This window comes from Rhodococcus quanlei (genome assembly GCF_055231015.1).
In genome coordinates, this window is the sequence record NZ_JBUYWD010000008.1 from 207,890 (window position 1) to 223,360 (window position 15,471).

Annotated in this window: 17 protein-coding genes; 4 read left to right on the forward strand and 13 right to left on the reverse strand. The window is 64.5% G+C overall.

Features of this window, described 5'->3' with window-relative positions:
• The first annotated feature begins 43 nt into the window (after positions 1 to 43).
• Entirely contained in the window at positions 44 to 679 is a 636-nt protein-coding gene (locus ACZI8Q_RS06865) for a restriction endonuclease (protein WP_463372751.1), read from the forward strand.
• 1 nt (position 680) lies between these two features.
• Here ACZI8Q_RS06865 and ACZI8Q_RS06870 read toward each other — a convergent pair whose 3' ends face one another.
• Positions 681 to 1,139, reverse strand: a complete 459-nt coding sequence (locus tag ACZI8Q_RS06870; protein WP_463372752.1) for a 6,7-dimethyl-8-ribityllumazine synthase — start codon at positions 1,137 to 1,139, stop codon at positions 681 to 683.
• Between the two features lie 89 nt (positions 1,140 to 1,228).
• On the opposite strand from ACZI8Q_RS06870, the gene ACZI8Q_RS06875 reads away from it, so the two are divergent.
• Positions 1,229 to 2,344, forward strand: coding sequence for a methyltransferase (locus tag ACZI8Q_RS06875; protein WP_463372753.1), 1,116 nt, complete (start codon positions 1,229 to 1,231; stop codon positions 2,342 to 2,344).
• A 24-nt stretch (positions 2,345 to 2,368) separates the two neighbouring features.
• On the opposite strand, the gene ACZI8Q_RS06880 is transcribed toward ACZI8Q_RS06875, so the two are convergent.
• Entirely contained in the window at positions 2,369 to 3,793 is a 1,425-nt protein-coding gene (locus ACZI8Q_RS06880) for an MFS transporter (RefSeq protein ID WP_463372754.1), read from the reverse strand.
• 126 nt (positions 3,794 to 3,919) lie between these two features.
• On the opposite strand from ACZI8Q_RS06880, the gene ACZI8Q_RS06885 reads away from it, so the two are divergent.
• Positions 3,920 to 4,393 carry a MarR family winged helix-turn-helix transcriptional regulator gene (locus ACZI8Q_RS06885; protein WP_463372755.1) on the forward strand — a complete coding sequence of 158 codons (474 nt, stop codon included), beginning with the start codon at positions 3,920 to 3,922 and terminating at the stop codon, positions 4,391 to 4,393.
• Here ACZI8Q_RS06885 and ACZI8Q_RS06890 read toward each other — a convergent pair.
• The 6 genes from ACZI8Q_RS06890 to ACZI8Q_RS06915 all read right to left on the reverse strand — a co-directional run bounded on the left by ACZI8Q_RS06890 (position 4,390) and on the right by ACZI8Q_RS06915 (position 9,951).
• Positions 4,390 to 5,097, reverse strand: a complete 708-nt coding sequence (locus ACZI8Q_RS06890; protein ID WP_463372756.1) for an ESX secretion-associated protein EspG — start codon at positions 5,095 to 5,097, stop codon at positions 4,390 to 4,392. The genes ACZI8Q_RS06885 and ACZI8Q_RS06890 overlap by 4 nt on opposite strands.
• Positions 5,097 to 6,380 (reverse strand): WXG100 family type VII secretion target, encoded by a 1,284-nt coding sequence (locus tag ACZI8Q_RS06895; RefSeq protein ID WP_463372757.1) that lies wholly within the window; start codon positions 6,378 to 6,380, stop codon positions 5,097 to 5,099. Before ACZI8Q_RS06895 ends, ACZI8Q_RS06890 begins: the two co-directional genes overlap by 1 nt.
• 3 nt (positions 6,381 to 6,383) lie before the next feature.
• On the reverse strand, positions 6,384 to 6,659 hold the full coding sequence (locus ACZI8Q_RS06900; protein ID WP_463372758.1) for a hypothetical protein: 276 nt from the start codon (positions 6,657 to 6,659) through the stop codon (positions 6,384 to 6,386).
• Between the two features lie 270 nt (positions 6,660 to 6,929).
• Complete coding sequence (locus ACZI8Q_RS06905; RefSeq protein WP_463372759.1) at positions 6,930 to 8,291, reverse strand: T3SS (YopN, CesT) and YbjN peptide-binding chaperone 1; 1,362 nt, start codon at positions 8,289 to 8,291, stop codon at positions 6,930 to 6,932.
• Between the two features lie 56 nt (positions 8,292 to 8,347).
• Positions 8,348 to 9,076 carry an ESX secretion-associated protein EspG gene (locus ACZI8Q_RS06910; RefSeq protein WP_463372760.1) on the reverse strand — a complete coding sequence of 243 codons (729 nt, stop codon included), beginning with the start codon at positions 9,074 to 9,076 and terminating at the stop codon, positions 8,348 to 8,350.
• Between the two features lie 2 nt (positions 9,077 to 9,078).
• Entirely contained in the window at positions 9,079 to 9,951 is an 873-nt protein-coding gene (locus tag ACZI8Q_RS06915) for a WXG100 family type VII secretion target (protein WP_463372761.1), read from the reverse strand.
• A gap of 94 nt (positions 9,952 to 10,045) precedes the next feature.
• On the opposite strand from ACZI8Q_RS06915, the gene ACZI8Q_RS06920 reads away from it, so the two are divergent.
• A complete protein-coding gene (locus ACZI8Q_RS06920) occupies positions 10,046 to 10,576 on the forward strand; it encodes a hypothetical protein (RefSeq protein ID WP_463372762.1) in 531 nt (176 codons plus the stop codon).
• Between the two features lie 149 nt (positions 10,577 to 10,725).
• Here ACZI8Q_RS06920 and ACZI8Q_RS06925 read toward each other — a convergent pair whose 3' ends face one another.
• From ACZI8Q_RS06925 to ACZI8Q_RS06945, 5 genes are all read right to left on the reverse strand, one after another.
• A complete protein-coding gene (locus tag ACZI8Q_RS06925; RefSeq protein ID WP_463372763.1) occupies positions 10,726 to 11,730 on the reverse strand; it encodes an alpha/beta hydrolase in 1,005 nt (334 codons plus the stop codon).
• Between the two features lie 208 nt (positions 11,731 to 11,938).
• Positions 11,939 to 12,748: an ABC transporter ATP-binding protein gene (locus ACZI8Q_RS06930; RefSeq protein WP_463372764.1), complete on the reverse strand. Its 810-nt coding sequence runs from the start codon at positions 12,746 to 12,748 to the stop codon at positions 11,939 to 11,941.
• Entirely contained in the window at positions 12,741 to 13,571 is an 831-nt protein-coding gene (locus ACZI8Q_RS06935) for an ABC transporter permease (RefSeq protein ID WP_463372765.1), read from the reverse strand. The genes ACZI8Q_RS06930 and ACZI8Q_RS06935 overlap by 8 nt, the downstream gene beginning before the upstream one ends.
• The gene (locus tag ACZI8Q_RS06940; protein ID WP_463372766.1) at positions 13,571 to 14,596 is read right to left on the reverse strand and encodes an ABC transporter substrate-binding protein; all 1,026 of its coding nucleotides are present in this window, start codon (positions 14,594 to 14,596) and stop codon (positions 13,571 to 13,573) included. The genes ACZI8Q_RS06935 and ACZI8Q_RS06940 overlap by 1 nt, the downstream gene beginning before the upstream one ends.
• Positions 14,593 to 15,309, reverse strand: a complete 717-nt coding sequence (locus ACZI8Q_RS06945) for a TenA family protein (protein ID WP_463372767.1) — start codon at positions 15,307 to 15,309, stop codon at positions 14,593 to 14,595. Before ACZI8Q_RS06945 ends, ACZI8Q_RS06940 begins: the two co-directional genes overlap by 4 nt.
• Positions 15,310 to 15,471 lie beyond the last annotated feature (162 nt).

Consider the following 15,471-nt stretch of genomic DNA (forward strand, 5'->3'; position numbering starts at 1 on the left):
ACCTTCGAAAGAGAAACATTTTTGCAACGGGGGAGGCACTGCTGTGACACTTGTACGGACGGCTGCGGAAGCAGAGATCAATGCGGCCGCGAAGATGCGCGATTTCGGATTCGTGGATGCGACCGCGCTTCCCGGTGGTCCCGACGGTGGAATCGACGTCTACTCCCAGCGGGCCTACGCGCAGGTGAAGTGGCGTGGGGGCATTGCCGACAAGGACGACCTCGAGAACCTGTACGGAGCGCGGGGCCTCGACCACCGACGCGCACTCGTCTATTTCTCCGGTGCCGACTACACCGAATCCGCGAAGGCGTACGCCGACTCGGTGAGGATCGCGCTGTTCGTGTTCGACCGGACCGGCGAGGTGACACCCATCGACGGGCGCGCCCGCGCCCTGATGGATTCTCGCATCGAAACGCGCAGGTCGGCACCTGTGAACACCGTCGACAGGACTCCATCGGCAGCGATGGCCGCCGCGCTGTCTGCGGCGGAATCCGTACGCGAATTCGGGATACGTCACTGGCCGCTGATCGGCGCACTCCTTTTCACCGTGTCCCTCGTGGCCACACCTTTCAGCGGCGTGCCGGTCGGAGTCCGCGTCGTCGTCACCATTCTCAGTGTCGTTCTGGCACCGGTCTTCTGGACGATCTACCTACGTAATCGCCAAATCCAGGCGAGCTGACCTACTCGGTCGGCAGTGCGCGCAGCGAGGCCAATGTGGTGTCGACGGCGCGTGCGGCCTCCGCACCCTTCTTCACGAAGTGCTGGGTGAAGTAGTCGATGTGCTCGTCGTGCTCGTGGAAGTGATGCGGTGTGAGGACCACGGAGAACACAGGAACGTCCGTGTCCAACTGCACGCGCATCAGTCCGTCGATGACGGCGGTGGCAACGAAATCGTGCCGGTAGATGCCGCCGTCCACGACCAGACCGGCAGCGACGATGGCGGCGTACCGTCCGGTGAGTGCGAGGCGTCGTGCGTGCAGCGGGATCTCGAAAGCGCCGGGAACCTCGAAGTAGTCGAGGGCGTTGTTCGCGAAACCGAGCGACACGATCTCGTCGGTGAAGCCCTCGCGTGCACGATCGACGATGTTGCGGTGCCACGTTGCCTGGATGAACGCGATTCGTCCCTGACTTTCACTCATGTCAAGAAACTATCGCACAAGGGTCGCCCGGTGCGCGCCAAAGGAGTCCCTGCACTCGCTACTCACTCACAGGGGCATAGGGTTGAGCAATGGAGACAGAGTTCGTCCGGTGGAGTGAGGACGGCTCCGAACGCTCCGCGGTATGGCGATCTACCAGCGGTGCACGCGCACCGAAGAAGGTCGTCGTCGCCGATGACTCCATGCGCGCCGACGACGCATACCGCCTCGCATGCGAGGGAACGGCGCTCCTGTGGCGAGGCGACTACCAGAATGCGCGTCAACTCTCGGTAGCAATCGCGAAGCGGGTCGACAAGAAGCACCGCAAGGGGTCCGACGATCCCGCCACCGCGTTCCACCTGCATCGCCAGACGCAGTCGCGCCGGGCCCGAATACTCGGAATGCTGGTGATGCAGTTCGATGCCGACCAGTCGCTGGACCTGCGGCGGGCACCCGACACTCGCCAGGCGATGCTCGCAGCCCACGGGCCCGTCGACGTGGACTCGGTGTCGTCGCTGCGCGACCTGTTGGGTGCAATCGGCGCACACGAGTGGCAGAAGAGCGGGGTCGAGATTCCCGCCCTCGGCGCACGCATCCATCCGGATTACGGGGTGTTCTCACCGATACGGGGAGAGTATGTCGACCTGGTGGCACAGGCCCCGTTGCCGTCGACCGAACTCGCCTTCGACATCGGCACCGGCACCGGCGTCGTGGCGGCCGTGCTGGCGAAACGCGGCGTGAAGACCGTGATCGCCACCGATCTGGATGCGAATGCTCTGGCATGCGCAGCACGGAACATCGAAGACCTCGGGTACGGCGAGAACGTCACCATCGAACGTGCCGACTTGTTTCCGACCGGCCGCGCACCGTTGGTGGTGTGCAACCCGCCGTGGCTACCGGCCAAACCGACGTCGCCCATCGAGCGCGCCGTCTACGACCCGAACAGCACGATGCTTCGACGATTCCTGACCGGCCTGCCCGACCACCTCGAGGACGGCGGCGAGGGCTGGCTGATCCTGTCCGACATCGCGGAGCGGCTGGGTCTGCGCTCACGGGACGAGCTTCTCGGCTGGATTGCCGACGCAGGTCTCATCGTCGTCGATCGGCTCGACGTTCGGCCCACCCACACCAAGGTGAACGATCGAACCGACCCGCTGCATGTGGCCCGTCGCGGTGAGATCACCTCCCTGTGGAGGCTTCGCCTGTGAGCGGTTGACGAGTCCAGCGACTCGTTACGCACGCACAGGGGGAGTGCGGGGGATCAGTGCAGTGAACAGCAGCGTCACCGCGGCGGCCGCGATGGAGATGCCGATCGTGGCATCGAATCCCGCAGGCGACGGCAGGAGCACCGGCCCGACCTCGATGGTCATGTGCGCCAGAATCACACTCACGACTGCGGACGAGGCCGACGTACCCACCGCCCGCATCAAGGAGTTCAGACCGTTCGCGGCTGCCGTTTCGGTGATCGGGACCGCGCCCATGATGAGTGCCGGCATGGCCGCGTAGGCGATTCCGATGCCCGCACCTACGATCATGTTGGCAATCATGATCTCCCACACACTGCCCCGCAGCAGCAACATGACGACGTACCCGGCCGCGATCACCGCACCGCCGACGCCCAGCGTGATGCGAGGTCCGTACACGGCGGAGATTCGTGCCGACACAGGCGAGAAGAAGAACATCACCAGTCCGGCCGGCGCCAGCACGAGTCCGGCCTCGATCATCGACAGACCCAGCCCGTAGCCCGAAGCGGTTGGTGCCATCAGGATCTGCGTCGGAATGAGGGACATGCCGAACATTGCGAACCCGGTGGAGATCGAGGCCAGATTGGTGAACAGCACCTGCGGACGTGACGACACTCGCAGGTCGACAAGCGGGGCGTCGGTCCGCAGCTCGTAGAAGCCCCATGCGACGAAGATCGCGACGGAAGCTACCAGGAGCCCCAGGGTTGTCGTGCTCGTCCAGCCCCAGTCGCCACCCTTGGTGATGGCCAGAAGGAGAGCGATCAAGGCCGCACTGAGCCCGACCGCGCCGATGTAGTCGAAGCGCGCGGGTGTGCGTACGGGTGACTCGGGGATGATGGCGAGGACGAGGCCCAGCGACAACAAACCGAGCGCACCCGATACCCAGAACAAGGCGTGCCAGTCGGCTTTCTGGGCGATCGTGGCAGCGACCGGCATTCCGATGGCCCCGCCGACGCCCAGGGTCGCGCTCATGATCGCCATTGCCGAACCGACCCGTTCGGTCGGCAGTTCGTCGCGCAGAATACTGATACCCAGTGCGATCGCACCCATGGCCGTGCCTTGCAGTGCGCGACCCACGATCACCGGCAGCAGCGACGAACTGAGTGCGCAGATCACCGAACCGGCAATCAGGGAGACGAGGCTCAGCGCAAGAATGGTGCGCTTGCCGAACATGTCGCCCAGCCGTCCGGAGATCGGGGTGATCACCGCCCCGGCGAGCAGTGTCGCGGTGATCGCCCAGGAGGCGTCCGCCGCCGAGGCATTCAGGATCTGGGGAAGGATCGGGACCAGCGGAACGATCAACGTCTGCATGAGTGCAACCACGATCCCGCACAGCGCGAGTACAGCGATGATGACGCCGGGAGGTCGCGCCGGCTTCGCGGTCTCGCCCGTCTCGGGTGCAATTGTGGACACGAGGTTCCCCTACCTGACTTCGATAAAGTGCACGAACTGGCTTCGGTGGACAGCGTTGACCGAAAGCAACGATGTGTATCGTACACATTGTGTGCATGATGCACACTGTCGAGTGAGGAGAAGTGCGTGGCAGACGAGGAAGGCGCCGGGGCCGATTCGCTCACTGCCCTCGAGTACGAGTTGATGCTGCTCTCACGGCACTCGTTGATGGCGCGCACGCATCGGAAGGGTCACGTGCTCGAACGGTCGGCGTACATACTGCTGAGCAGACTGCAACTCGAATCCCCGATGAGTCTCCGAGAACTCGCCGAAGCGCTCCGCCTCGACATCTCCACGATCAACCGCCAGGTCCGTTCGATGGTCCGTCAGAACCTCGTCGAATGCGCCCTCGACCCGGAGGGCGGAGCAGCCCGAAAATTCGTCGCCACCGAACACGGTCTCGATCTCCTGCGCGAGGACAGACGCCTGAGCACCGAGGGCGTGGGAAGAGTTGTCGGCAGCTGGAAAGCAGCCGAGCTGGCCCAGTTTCGCCGGTTGCTGGACAAGTTCAACAGGTCCGTGGAGAACCTCGAGGACAACGAATGGCCACGCCCCGACTAGCTGGTGGTCACCGTCTGCAGCCGTCGCAGTAGTTCCTCGTACACGTCGATCGGAGACACCGGCCGTAGATGCACGGCGTGGTCGACACGGTGAAGGTAACGGCCATCGCCGACGACATCGAGCCAAGTGAACTCGTCGACAAGCGGTTCCTCGAGACCGCTGCGCGCCCCGCGTATGCAGACGTAGCCGATACCCGAACGTGGATGCCCGAGAAGACGACGCATACGCTCGGCCTGAGACGGCACCGCACTCTGCAGAAACGAGCGCGATGGGGTATCGCACGGCTGCACGTCGTCGGGGTGGGCGGTGAGAGCGCCCACCGTTCCGGCCACACAGTCGTGAAGATCGCCGACGAGTCCCCGGGCGAGCTCGGCGATACCGCGCGATTGTCCGATACGACTGGTACCGATACGAATATCGCCAGACGCGGAACCGCCCGGGAGTTGCTCAGCCAGAACGGCAAGGTCGCCACGTACGCATCCGCGACGTCTGAGTGCTGGACTCTTGTCGATGTGCGGCGCGTACACCGTGACCGACAGGTCGGGATAGCGAAGGGCTCCGATCCACTCGGGCAGTTCGAGTTCGGGTGGATGCTCGTCCGGCGTCGGTGATCCGGATCGGTACTGGAGGGGATACGGCATTCGGTCCAGATCTGTGGCCTCCCACCATCTCATGAACTGGGCGGCGGTCACCGATGCCTTCATCAGCGGATCACCGGCGGTCCTACAGGATCGATCCGCCCGATCAACGCATTTCCGTTGTCGACGCTGACCAGGTAGCTGGGTGTCGAGTGCTCGGGGTCGTCGCTGCGTCCCATGCCGCGCGCACCGAGCGGCATCACATGACCGCCCATGGGTGTGACCGGCCGAGATGACGCGGGCTGCGACATCGTCGTATTCGCGGCCGAAGCGACGGCGGCCGAGGAGCGCGGAGGGACTCCGACCGGTGGCTGGTCGCCGGGCGTCCGAACACCACCTGGAGCTCCGGTGCTCACAGGACGTGTGACCGAGGCGCCCTGAACACTGGGCGGTGTGGATGTCGGGGGCAGCGCTGAATCGTACACGGGCTTTGCGTCGAAACGTGCTGTGCTGTAATCGGAGCGGGCAGTGGTCTCCGGAGCGCGACTCGGCATGGTCGCAGATGGTGTTCCCACGAATCGGAATACCGTGTGCTCGGGTGTCACCACTGGCCGAGGGCTCGGCGCAATTCCAGAGGCGCCGGCCGTCGTAGGCGGAGCGGAAACCTCGGTCACGGTACTCACGATCGTCGTGGTTGTGGTCGCGGCGTCGGCGAGTGGCGGCGTCGTGGTCGTGCCCGACGCATCGGCAAAGGGTTTCTTCTCCTCGCCGGGAAGGAGGTTCGACTCCTCCGCCGGTACAGAAATCGTGCCGTCCGAGCCGCTCGCGACGGCCGTATGGGGCGCCGGGAACACCGGTACGTCGGTGCCCGCATCACGATACGAGGGCGAGTACAGGTTGGTGAGCGCAAGCGCTGCCGCTTGCCGGGCGTCTTCGCGGGCTTCGTGCACGGCCTGCTGCCGAGAGCCACTCAGGGACATTTCGGTGGAAGTGTCCGGCGGTGGCACCGCGATCTTGATGTCGTCGACGTACGAGTGGAGACGGTGCAGCTTCACCGCGACAGCGGCTATGCCGTCACGGAACTCGGTCCCCTGATCGCCGAGCCGCTGGGCTGCTTCCAGGGCACGATCGGCCGCGTCGCCTTCCCAACCGGCATCGATGGTTGCCTTCAGGAAGGCCACGCCCAGTCCGAACGGGACCAGCCCGGCAATGTCGTTGAGGGTTTCGGCGACCTGACGGATTCGAGTGCTGTCGATGGACTGGACAGCCTCGTACATCTCTTCGTGGTCCCACCCGAAGAAGTTCTCTGTCGTTGTCACGTACGGCAGGTCGGTCTCGCCACCGAGTCGGCGGGCGAGCACTCGCTCGGTTCTGGCCAGTTGGTCTTGTCTCGTGATGGATCCGGGCACCGGTCATGCCCTTTCGGTGTCGAGTGACGCCAAACTGTCGAGCGACGCAAGACTTCGGTGAATGGCATCGTCGGAATCCCGGTATCCGGCCCCAGCCTCCGAGAACGCGGTGCGCATCTCGATGACGGCGCGGGTGTACTGCTGCAGGCGCTCCACCAGGGATGTGGGGTCGCCGGTGAACTTGTTCTGATACCCGGACTGCAATTCGAGGGCAGTGGTAAATGTGCCGAATCCGGAGATGGTCGTCAGGTCCTGTGCTCGGTCCGATGCCAATCTCAATTGATCCAGCATTCCGTCACAGATCGACTGACATTTCGCGATTACGTCCGGTTCCAAGCGAATCGGCTTCATCTTCCACCCCCAGTGTGACGCGATCGGCAAATCGTGTGGGAGCGACGCTATCCGGCGGAGCCGCCGCGAGTGAGACTGCTGGAAAGACTGTGGACAACTTCGTAATCACCAACAGCGTGCGAGTGAGGGTTGTGCGTGGTCATCTTGACGTGAGGCAACACCGGAGTCTCTGCCCTCGCTACGCGCGCACAGGGGTGGTCAGGGGTCGTCGAAGAGAGTCGGTTCACCTGGATCGGTGGACGATCCGGCTTGTTCGTTGCGGGCGGTGGATTCGGACTCGGTTGTGTCGGTTGGGATGACGACGGTCCGTAGCGCGCCGCGGAGAAGGTCCATCATCGAGCGCCACGATGCGGCTTGCGCTTCGAAGGCATCGCGCATCGAGAGATCTTCGTCCTCGGCAGCCATTTTCGACGATTGCTGCAATTGGCTTTGCCACAGATGAGCGAGATTGAGCAGCTCCAGAATCCGGCTCCGATCGTGCCCGCACACTTCCGCGACAACCGCCGCGTCGACAGTGCCGTCGCCCCGCGGATCGAGATGCAGCAGGGTCTTCAGTTCGGCAGGAAGTTCGTCAGCAGTCAGGTCCACCTCCGTGGACGGCGACGTGCTGCGGTCGAAGAACAGATTGCCACCGAACTTTTCGGCAAAGGCATGATCGACCGTCTTCAGGAACTGACTGAACGTGCGGCACAGATCGGTGAGGTGCTGTGGCACGAATGGGTTTCCGGGCAGTTCGACGAAACCGGACAGTCGATCGTCGACCAGAACGAACTTGATACGCAGCCACTTACGGTTGAGGTCGGCGACGAGCTCGCACGCGCGGGTCCGATCGGAAATGTTGTCGACCAGCGGTGCGAACAATTGAATATCGAGAGTATCGGCGATTTGCCCCACGAACATGATGGTGTTTCCCACGCGCACCGGAATGTCGCCGTCGGGATCTTGCTGTGGTGCAACTCCCAACAGTGATACGAGCGCTCTCGATACCAACGCCTTCAGATGTGCCGAATCGTGCGGTACGACAGGGGCTGTGGGAGAGAGCGGTGTTACGAGACTGTCGGCGGGCGCGAGCACCTCGAACGGTGCGTCACCGTTTCCCGATTCGACGCTCTCGAGGAAGGCAGGGTGAGTGACACCCCACACGTCGCGGAACGCGGCGACCGTCATGGCTGCCAGTTGGTCCGACCAGGACTGACTCTTGTCGACGAAGAACGACGGTGAGCCTTTGTCGTCGTCCACCTCGAGGCTGTGCGTGGGCCGCGCCCAGCCGAGCTCGGTGAGATAGGTCTGGTCGGAATCGCTCAGCGCGCGGTCGGGGTGCAGGAGGTCGTTGGAAGGAACCTCGCAACGCACCATGTTTCCTTCCCACACCAGGTACTGCACGTACGGCATCGATCGCTGCGCGTCGACGTCACCGAAACCGGCTTCCAGAATCAGAAGGTCATCCTGTTGCATGACGGCGATGTGATCGGCAAGACGGCGCTGAAAGTCTGCCCACGCCTGGTTGACGTTGGTATCGAGATCGAACGTGTCGGCCTCGAAATCTGCGGAATCGGTCACCGGTCACACCTCCTTCGTGTCTGTCCACATTAGTGGTTCGGTCCGACAGGCGAGACTCAGCGTGCCTGTCCCGCCGACAGTGTTCCGGTCAGTCGATCGAGGACGTCCAACAGATCCCAAGACGTGCCCGGTTGCACGGTCACCGTGTCGGTCCCGAACACGATGTAGCGGCCGTCGGCATCGATATCGCGCCAGGACGCACCGCCACGGGTGACGGCCGCGTGCCTCGGTCCCGACACGACTTTCACCACCCCCTCGCCGATCGAGGGGCGGTCCAGTAGATCGGCGACCGGCCGGAGCGCGTGCTCTGCCGCCGGACTGCGCAATACGCCGCTTCCCGGTGCGGCATCGTCGCGGCGAAATTGCACGCCTCGGTACCTGCCCGGATCGGTGTTCGGGATCTGTGCGAGAACCTGCCGTGCGACGTCGTAGGGTTCGCAGCCGAGCATCACCACGTCCCCACCGGTGCTCGATGTCCGGCCTGGGTGTTGCAATGCGACGATGCCGTGGTGGCCGTCCATCGCACCGATGACACGCAGCGGTGCCGACCTCACCTGCCCGGCGAGCTCGATGCGGAGATCGGGTTCTGCGATCAGCAGAAGTGCGGCAGCGAGAAGGTCGTGCTCGGGCCCGTCGAACGTTTCACGAATCGTGTTCTGCTGCACGTCATGTTCGGCGGCCGTCGCCGCGGGGCTCGGCACGGCGAACGGATAGGGGATCCGATCTTGGCCCGTCCGTGTCCAGAGCGCCGAGAACTGAGCACTGGACAGGGTCCACCTACCCATTCCTAGCCGCCGATCACCGGAGGCGAAGCGGGCGGGAGTGTTCCGACGATGGCGCTGCCTTCGTCGACCTCCACCAGGAAGGTCGGAGGTTCGGTTTCGTCCTCGGGCGGGTCGACGGCCTCGGGTTCGGGTGTGCCGGTGGGAGCGTCGGAATCCGTGCCCTGATGCGTCGCCACTACGTGACGTGCGTACTGTGCCGCACCGCTTCCGAGGGCACCGGCCAGGACGCCGCCTGCCATCGCTCCGCCGGGTGTTCCAGCGGGGGAGGGAACACTGTCGCCGGTATCGTCGGGAAGGCGACGAGGCAGGTTCGGATCTTCGGTGGAGCTCGATGTGAATGCCGGGACACCGTGAATGCCGTTGGGGCCCTGTTCGTATCCCGCGATGTCGGGTACCGCGACGGCTGCCACCGATGTCGTGGCGTTCAGCAGCACCGGCTGGTACGTCGATTCCATCGCGGCCTTCGCGGACTGCTCGGCCACGTCCGCGGCTTCGTCGGCGTCCCACATCCAGGGCATGGAACGCACCCATCCCTCCGGACGGTCGACGGGTGCGGGTATGGCGGTGCGAATCGATTCGGCGCCGGCGACCACCTGCCCGATCGCCGTGCCGGTGTCGGCGAAACTCGCCCCGACATGCGCACGGTCGGCCGCATATCGTGTGACGGATTCGGTGGCGGCTGTGGCCGTGCTTCCACGCCAGCCGGCGGCGGTAGCCGTTTCGACGGTCCCGCGGAACCGGTCGATCGCGGTGTCGAACTCACGCCCGATCGAGGTCCACGCCTGCGAGACGGCGGCAGCAGCGGACGGATCCACAGCGTCGACCGCGGCTTTGATCGCGTGGTGGTCCCATGCGGCGTGACGAAGGTTCTCCATCCCCAGCCTTTCCTTCGAGGCGACGCGTCCCGGAATGGAATCCCCCCAATCCGGCGGAACGTCAGCCTACAGGCGGGAGGGTCAGCCCTCCGGTGTGGAGTCGTCGGACCAGTGTGTGGTGACGGGCGGCGTGGTGATGGTCGGCATGGTGATGGTCGGGTCGGATGCCGATCCATCCGATGCTGCGTCGGCGAACGAGTCCTCGTCTGCAGACGAGGACTCGGGAGCGCTGGTCGTGGCCGGAACCGACGTGGTCGTCGGGTCGGCAGTGGTGGTGGGCGTCTCGTCGGTGGACGATGGCTCCGACGCCACCGGTACAGGTGCCGGGCTCGGAGTGGTGGTTTTCGGCCGAGGTGTGGTCGGGGCCGCGACCTTCCACGTCGGTGACGGTGGCACGATCACCTGTTCAGCTGTCGGGGACTGCGGCCTGCTGGCCTGTTGCAATCCGACCTGGACCAGCGGGGGAGCCTCGACGGTTCGGGTCTCGGTGCCGAAGGCGCCGCCCACAGCGCCCACCATGAGCCCCGAAACCACCGAGAAGCTTGCGATCGCGAGGGCGCCGATCGCCACATTCCTGTCCTTCATTCCCTACCCGTCGTCGGCCGGTGAGTCGCGTACACGATAGGGGTCCGGCTACGTGAAGGCACCATTTGCGCGAGCGAATGTGATGTAAGTCGCTTTGCATGCGGCGCGATTGCGCACGACGGGGCGGAAGCGCTTCGGACACTTTCGGTGCCGGCCCGAGGCGGGTGGCGCGAGCTTCGTGACCGAGCCTCAGGCAGCAGCGATTCGAGCGGTGGTCGATCGCTTGACGAACCGGCCGATCTCCTCGATAGCACGCGAACTCTCGGGCAGGAACCCCGCTGCGGCCTGGAACACGTGTACTCGGTTCTCCCACACCTGCAGTTCGGCGGGCACTCCTGCGGCCGCCAGGCGCTCGGCCATCAGCTCCGCGTCGACGTAGGTCAATTCCTCGGAGGCGGATTGGATCAGGGCCGATGGCATGTCCACCAGTAGGTCGTCGACCGGCGAGACGGTGGGATCGGTGCCGCTGCGGGTGTCGAGCTCCTCGATCATGGTCGACAGCACCGGAACAGCGCGGCGTGGGAACACTGCACACGTGCCGGCATTGGGGTGTGCGAGTTTGCGCGTCGGGTCGAGGTCTGTCAGCGGTGACAGCGCCACATTTGCCGCCGGCCGTGGCAGGCCTTGCCGCATGGCCTCGAGGGTGACCGCGAACGTGAGGAAGCCACCCGCGGAGTCGCCGGCGAGGACGATCCGATCCGGGGAGTATCCGTGCGTGAGTAGCCAACGGTAGCCGTCCACACCGTCGTCGACTGCGGCCCGGATCGGATCATGGGGGAGCATGCGATAGGCGACGTTGAGTACGCGCGCGTCCGATTCCGTGGCGATACGCGACACCATCTGCCTGTGAGTGTTGATGCCGCAGCACAAGAATGCGCCGCCGTGGAAGTACAGGATCGCACGCTCACGACCAGTAGTGGCGGTGGTCGAGGGCGTGATCCACTCGGCCGGGCAGTTCGCGAGCTTGATGGACCGCCGGGAGGTGCCCTTCACCGGCGGCAACGAGCGTCCTGCGAAGTCGACGAGGTCTGTAGGCCACGGCAGGTACGGCCGCCGCGCCCAGGTGTCCAGGAACGGCTTCACGGTGCGCCGAAGTATCGCCGCCAAGAGATGCGCTTGCGGTGATGTGCCGGCAAACAACTGGCGAGTCACGGGGACGGGTGCGGGGCACAGCTCGAATGCAGAGGTAGTCATCGCCCTCTCCGTTCTGGTCGTGTTTCCGTAGATATCCACCACAATTCGTTCTCTGACAACTACATCGGACCTCCGGACTCGGACGCTACAGGGCAGCGCCCATTCGGATGGCCGCCGTGATGCGAAAGTGACCGTTTTCAACCAAAAGTCCAGGTCGGTCAGTTCTCGGTTACCGATTCGATACGCGCGAAACGTCGAAAACCACCCTTCAGAGCGGGGTTTCCTGTGCTGCAAGCGCTCTCCGAGACTCCTCGTGCAGGATCTCGAGCAACTCGTGTTCGATCGCGACGAACTCGGGTGACGTCATGACCCCGATATCCCGCGGTCGAGGCAGATCGACCTGCACTTCCCGTCGCACAGTTGCCGGACGTGCAGACAGGACGACGACACGATCCGAGAGGTAGACGGCCTCACGAATGTCGTGGGTGATCATGAGGACGGTCCATCGGTATTCCTGCCATACCTGTTGGAGCCAGTTCTGCATCTCGGTGCGGGTCAGCGAGTCGAGCGCGCCGAACGGTTCGTCGAGGAGCAGGAGGGGCAATTCCTGAACTACGGTGCGTAGTACGGCCGCCCGTTGGCGCATGCCGCCGGACATCTGGGAGGGTCGGGCATCCTCGAACCCGGCGAGGCCGAACACGGGAAACAACGCGCGAGCCCGCTCACGTGCTTCCTTGCGCGCAACTCCGTGGACTTCGAGCCCCAGGGTGGTGTTGTCGAGAACTGTCCGCCACGGAAACAACAGATCCTTCTGCGGCATGTACGCGCACTTCGCGTGGCCGCTGCCCGCCGGCTCGACGGGTGTACCACCGATCGCGACCGTGCCTTCATCCGGTGTATCCAGTCCGGCCAGGATGTTGAACACTGTGCTCTTCCCACAGCCCGACGGTCCTATGACCGATACGAACTCGCCGGGGAGCGCATGGAACGACAGCCCGTCCAGGACCTGTCTCGAGCCGCCCCGGATCGGGAACGATTTGTCGAGGTGCGATACGTCCACCCGCGACTGGTCACTCATGACGACTCCGCTCGTCTCGGGCCCAGGGCGCCACAACCCGTTCGAGTGCGAACGTCGCGAGATACAGCGTGACACTGAGCAGTGCCGTCACCACCACGGCAGCCAATACGAGGTCGGTGCGGAACGAGTTCTTCTGCATCGCCATGTAGATGCCGAGCCCTTCGGTGGCGCCGACGTATTCGGCGAACACCGCAGCCACGACCGCGTACGTGATGCCGATACGCAGTGACGTGAAGAATCGTGGAATTGCCGATGGCAGTCGCACGTAACGAAACTCCTGCCACCTCGAGGCGCCCATGCTGCGCAGCAGTGCTCCCGCGTCACGGTCCGCAGCGGCGAACCCTTCGATCAGCCCGATGGTCATCGGAAAGAACGTCGCCAGCGCGATGACGAGAATTTTGGGAAGTACACCGAACCCGAACCAGATGATCATCAGCGGCGCGATCGCGATGATGGGCAGGGTCTGCGAAATCACGAACAGCGGCAGCAGTGCGCGCCGCAGCCACGGAGAGAAGTCTGCGACCACCGCGAAGACCCAGGCACACAGGAGTGAGACTGCGAACCCGAGCAACGTGACCTGCACGGTGGCCGACGCATGTATCGCGATGCTGTCCCGGGCTGCCCACCCTTGCTCGAGCACACGTGTCGGCGACGGCAGGACCTGCGGCCGTATCCCGGATACGGCCACGTAGGTCTCCCAGGCGGCGATCAGCACGACAGCTGCAACGAGGGCGGGTAACACCGTCCGCATCGCGGTTGCGGTAATACGGGAGTCGGCGGGCCCGGCGGCGCTCGAACGAATTCGCGCTGTGCTGGTCGGCATCAGGGCCCGGGCAGGTATTCGTTGGTGAAGTAGGTCGACCAGTCGGGTTCGACGGTGAGCGGCGATCCGTCGGGGCCGGTGAGCAATCCGCGGTCGAACAGGAACTTCGAGTAGCCGGTCCACTGTTCGAGGGTTTGCCACCCGATTCGCCCGGCCTCGTCACGCATGTAGTCCGCCGACAGCATGCGTTGACTCTCGTAGACGAGGTCCTCGTCCGAGAACGCACCCGGGTTGGCCTCGATCAGCAGTTGTGCGGCTTCCTCGGGCTGCTCTGCCGCGAACGTGTACCCACGATGGAGGGCGGAGACGAACTTGTCCGCCTTGTCCGGGTGTGCCTCGAGCCACGGCCGGTTGCCCTCGATGATCAGCGCGTATGCGTCCGGAAACCCGAAATCCGTGTACTCGAAGTACGTCATCGGAGTGCCACGATGTTCGGCTTCGATGCCCTCCCACGCGAAGAACGACACGGTGAAGTCCGCCTCACCGGAATACACGGCCTCGTATGCCGACGTGCCGAGGGTGACCGACTCGAACTCGCCTGTGCCGCCGTCGTTACGGATGACCTGGCGCAACGTCGCCTCGCTGTCCGGGTTGCCGAAGCCCGCGTACACCTTCCCGTCGAGGTCACGAGGCCGGGTGATGTCGGGGCGGTCTGCCCGCACCGCGATGCCGGTCGCCCAGTGCTGCAGCGGTGCCATGACGGACACCGTCTGTGCGCCGGCCGCTTTCGCGAACACCGACGAACTCTGGAAACTCACCCCGAACTCGGCATTACCCGAGTCCACGAGAGTGTCGGGAGGCGTGCTGTTGTAGGGCAGGATACGGACGTCGAGACCGGCGTCGGTGAACCATCCCTTCTGTTGCGCGACGAACAAACCCGTGTGATTGGTGTTGGGGGTCCAGTCCAGCGCGAAGCGGATGGTGTTCTCCGACTGTGCGCCACCACCGCAGCCGGTGAGTGAGCCGACTGTGACCAGGACCGTGATCGCCGCGACAACTCGACGCAGGGTCGAACGCGACCTCACGACGCCGGCCAGTTCTGTGGGCTCAGCGGTGCGTCCCAGAACATCAGCTCGTACCGGGCGGCGATGACGAATGCCTCGGTCATCGCGCTCCGGACAGCAGGTGTCGAGTGGTCGGCGGCGGCGTCGACGCACCGTCGTGCGCCTGCTACCTCCTCGTGAAACTCCGGCGCGTCGTACGTCGTGACCCAGCGTGCGTACGGGTGAGACGGATCGGCTGCCAGCACCTCTTGGGCTGTGGCAGCCAGCCTCGTGCCGACATCGGCGTAGATCCAGAAACACGGCAGTGCGGCCGCTGCTGCGACGGCATACGGTTCGGTTGCCGCCGTTGCGGTCAGATACGACGTGTACGCGAGGCATGCCGGTGAGGGAATCGGTTCACCGGTCGCTTCCGGGAGAACTCCACTGCTGAGCAGGTCTCGGTGAAGTGCAGCCTCCACGGTGGCCGTCTGTGCGGCCGCGCCGGCCCAGAAACCGGTGGCCTCCGCGCTCGGTGCGTGCGCGGCGAGGATCGACAGCGCTTTCGAGTACCGGTCGAGGTACAGCAGATCCTGTTCGATGTAGGTGCGGAACACGTCGAGAGGCAACGTGCCGTCGCCCAGTTTGCGGAGGAATTCGAGGTCGTCGATCCCCTCGCGGACGAGACGTGCCGCATCCCAGAGGTGGTCGGTGAAACGGGAAGCTCCCGTTCCCGTCGATTGGGCAGAAGTGTTCACAGCTTCGACAATCCCTTCGTCAGCATTACCTGAGCAGGTTCCCGGGTGTGATCTCAGCCCCGCGTCCGCGGAGCACCCCGTGTCAGAACCAGGAGACCATAACAGCCTTCGCCTGGTGCGGGCCTCGGCGCGTCCCCGAGTTGATACGTTGACGAGAAGATT

Bases quoted from the DNA above. Each gene is read 5' to 3' on its own strand.
- ACZI8Q_RS06915 (WP_463372761.1), bottom strand. From the start codon at position 9,951: ATGGAGAACCTTCGTCACGCCGCATGGGACCACCACGCGATCAAAGCC.
- ACZI8Q_RS06930 (WP_463372764.1), bottom strand. From the start codon at position 12,748: ATGAGTGACCAGTCGCGGGTGGACGTATCGCACCTCGACAAATCGTTC.
- ACZI8Q_RS06925 (WP_463372763.1), bottom strand. From the start codon at position 11,730: ATGACTACCTCTGCATTCGAGCTGTGCCCCGCACCCGTCCCCGTGACT.
- ACZI8Q_RS06935 (WP_463372765.1), bottom strand. From the start codon at position 13,571: ATGCCGACCAGCACAGCGCGAATTCGTTCGAGCGCCGCCGGGCCCGCC.
- ACZI8Q_RS06870 (WP_463372752.1), bottom strand. From the start codon at position 1,139: ATGAGTGAAAGTCAGGGACGAATCGCGTTCATCCAGGCAACGTGGCAC.
- ACZI8Q_RS06910 (WP_463372760.1), bottom strand. From the start codon at position 9,076: ATGGGTAGGTGGACCCTGTCCAGTGCTCAGTTCTCGGCGCTCTGGACA.
- ACZI8Q_RS06875 (WP_463372753.1), top strand. From the start codon at position 1,229: ATGGAGACAGAGTTCGTCCGGTGGAGTGAGGACGGCTCCGAACGCTCC.
- ACZI8Q_RS06890 (WP_463372756.1), bottom strand. From the start codon at position 5,097: ATGAAGGCATCGGTGACCGCCGCCCAGTTCATGAGATGGTGGGAGGCC.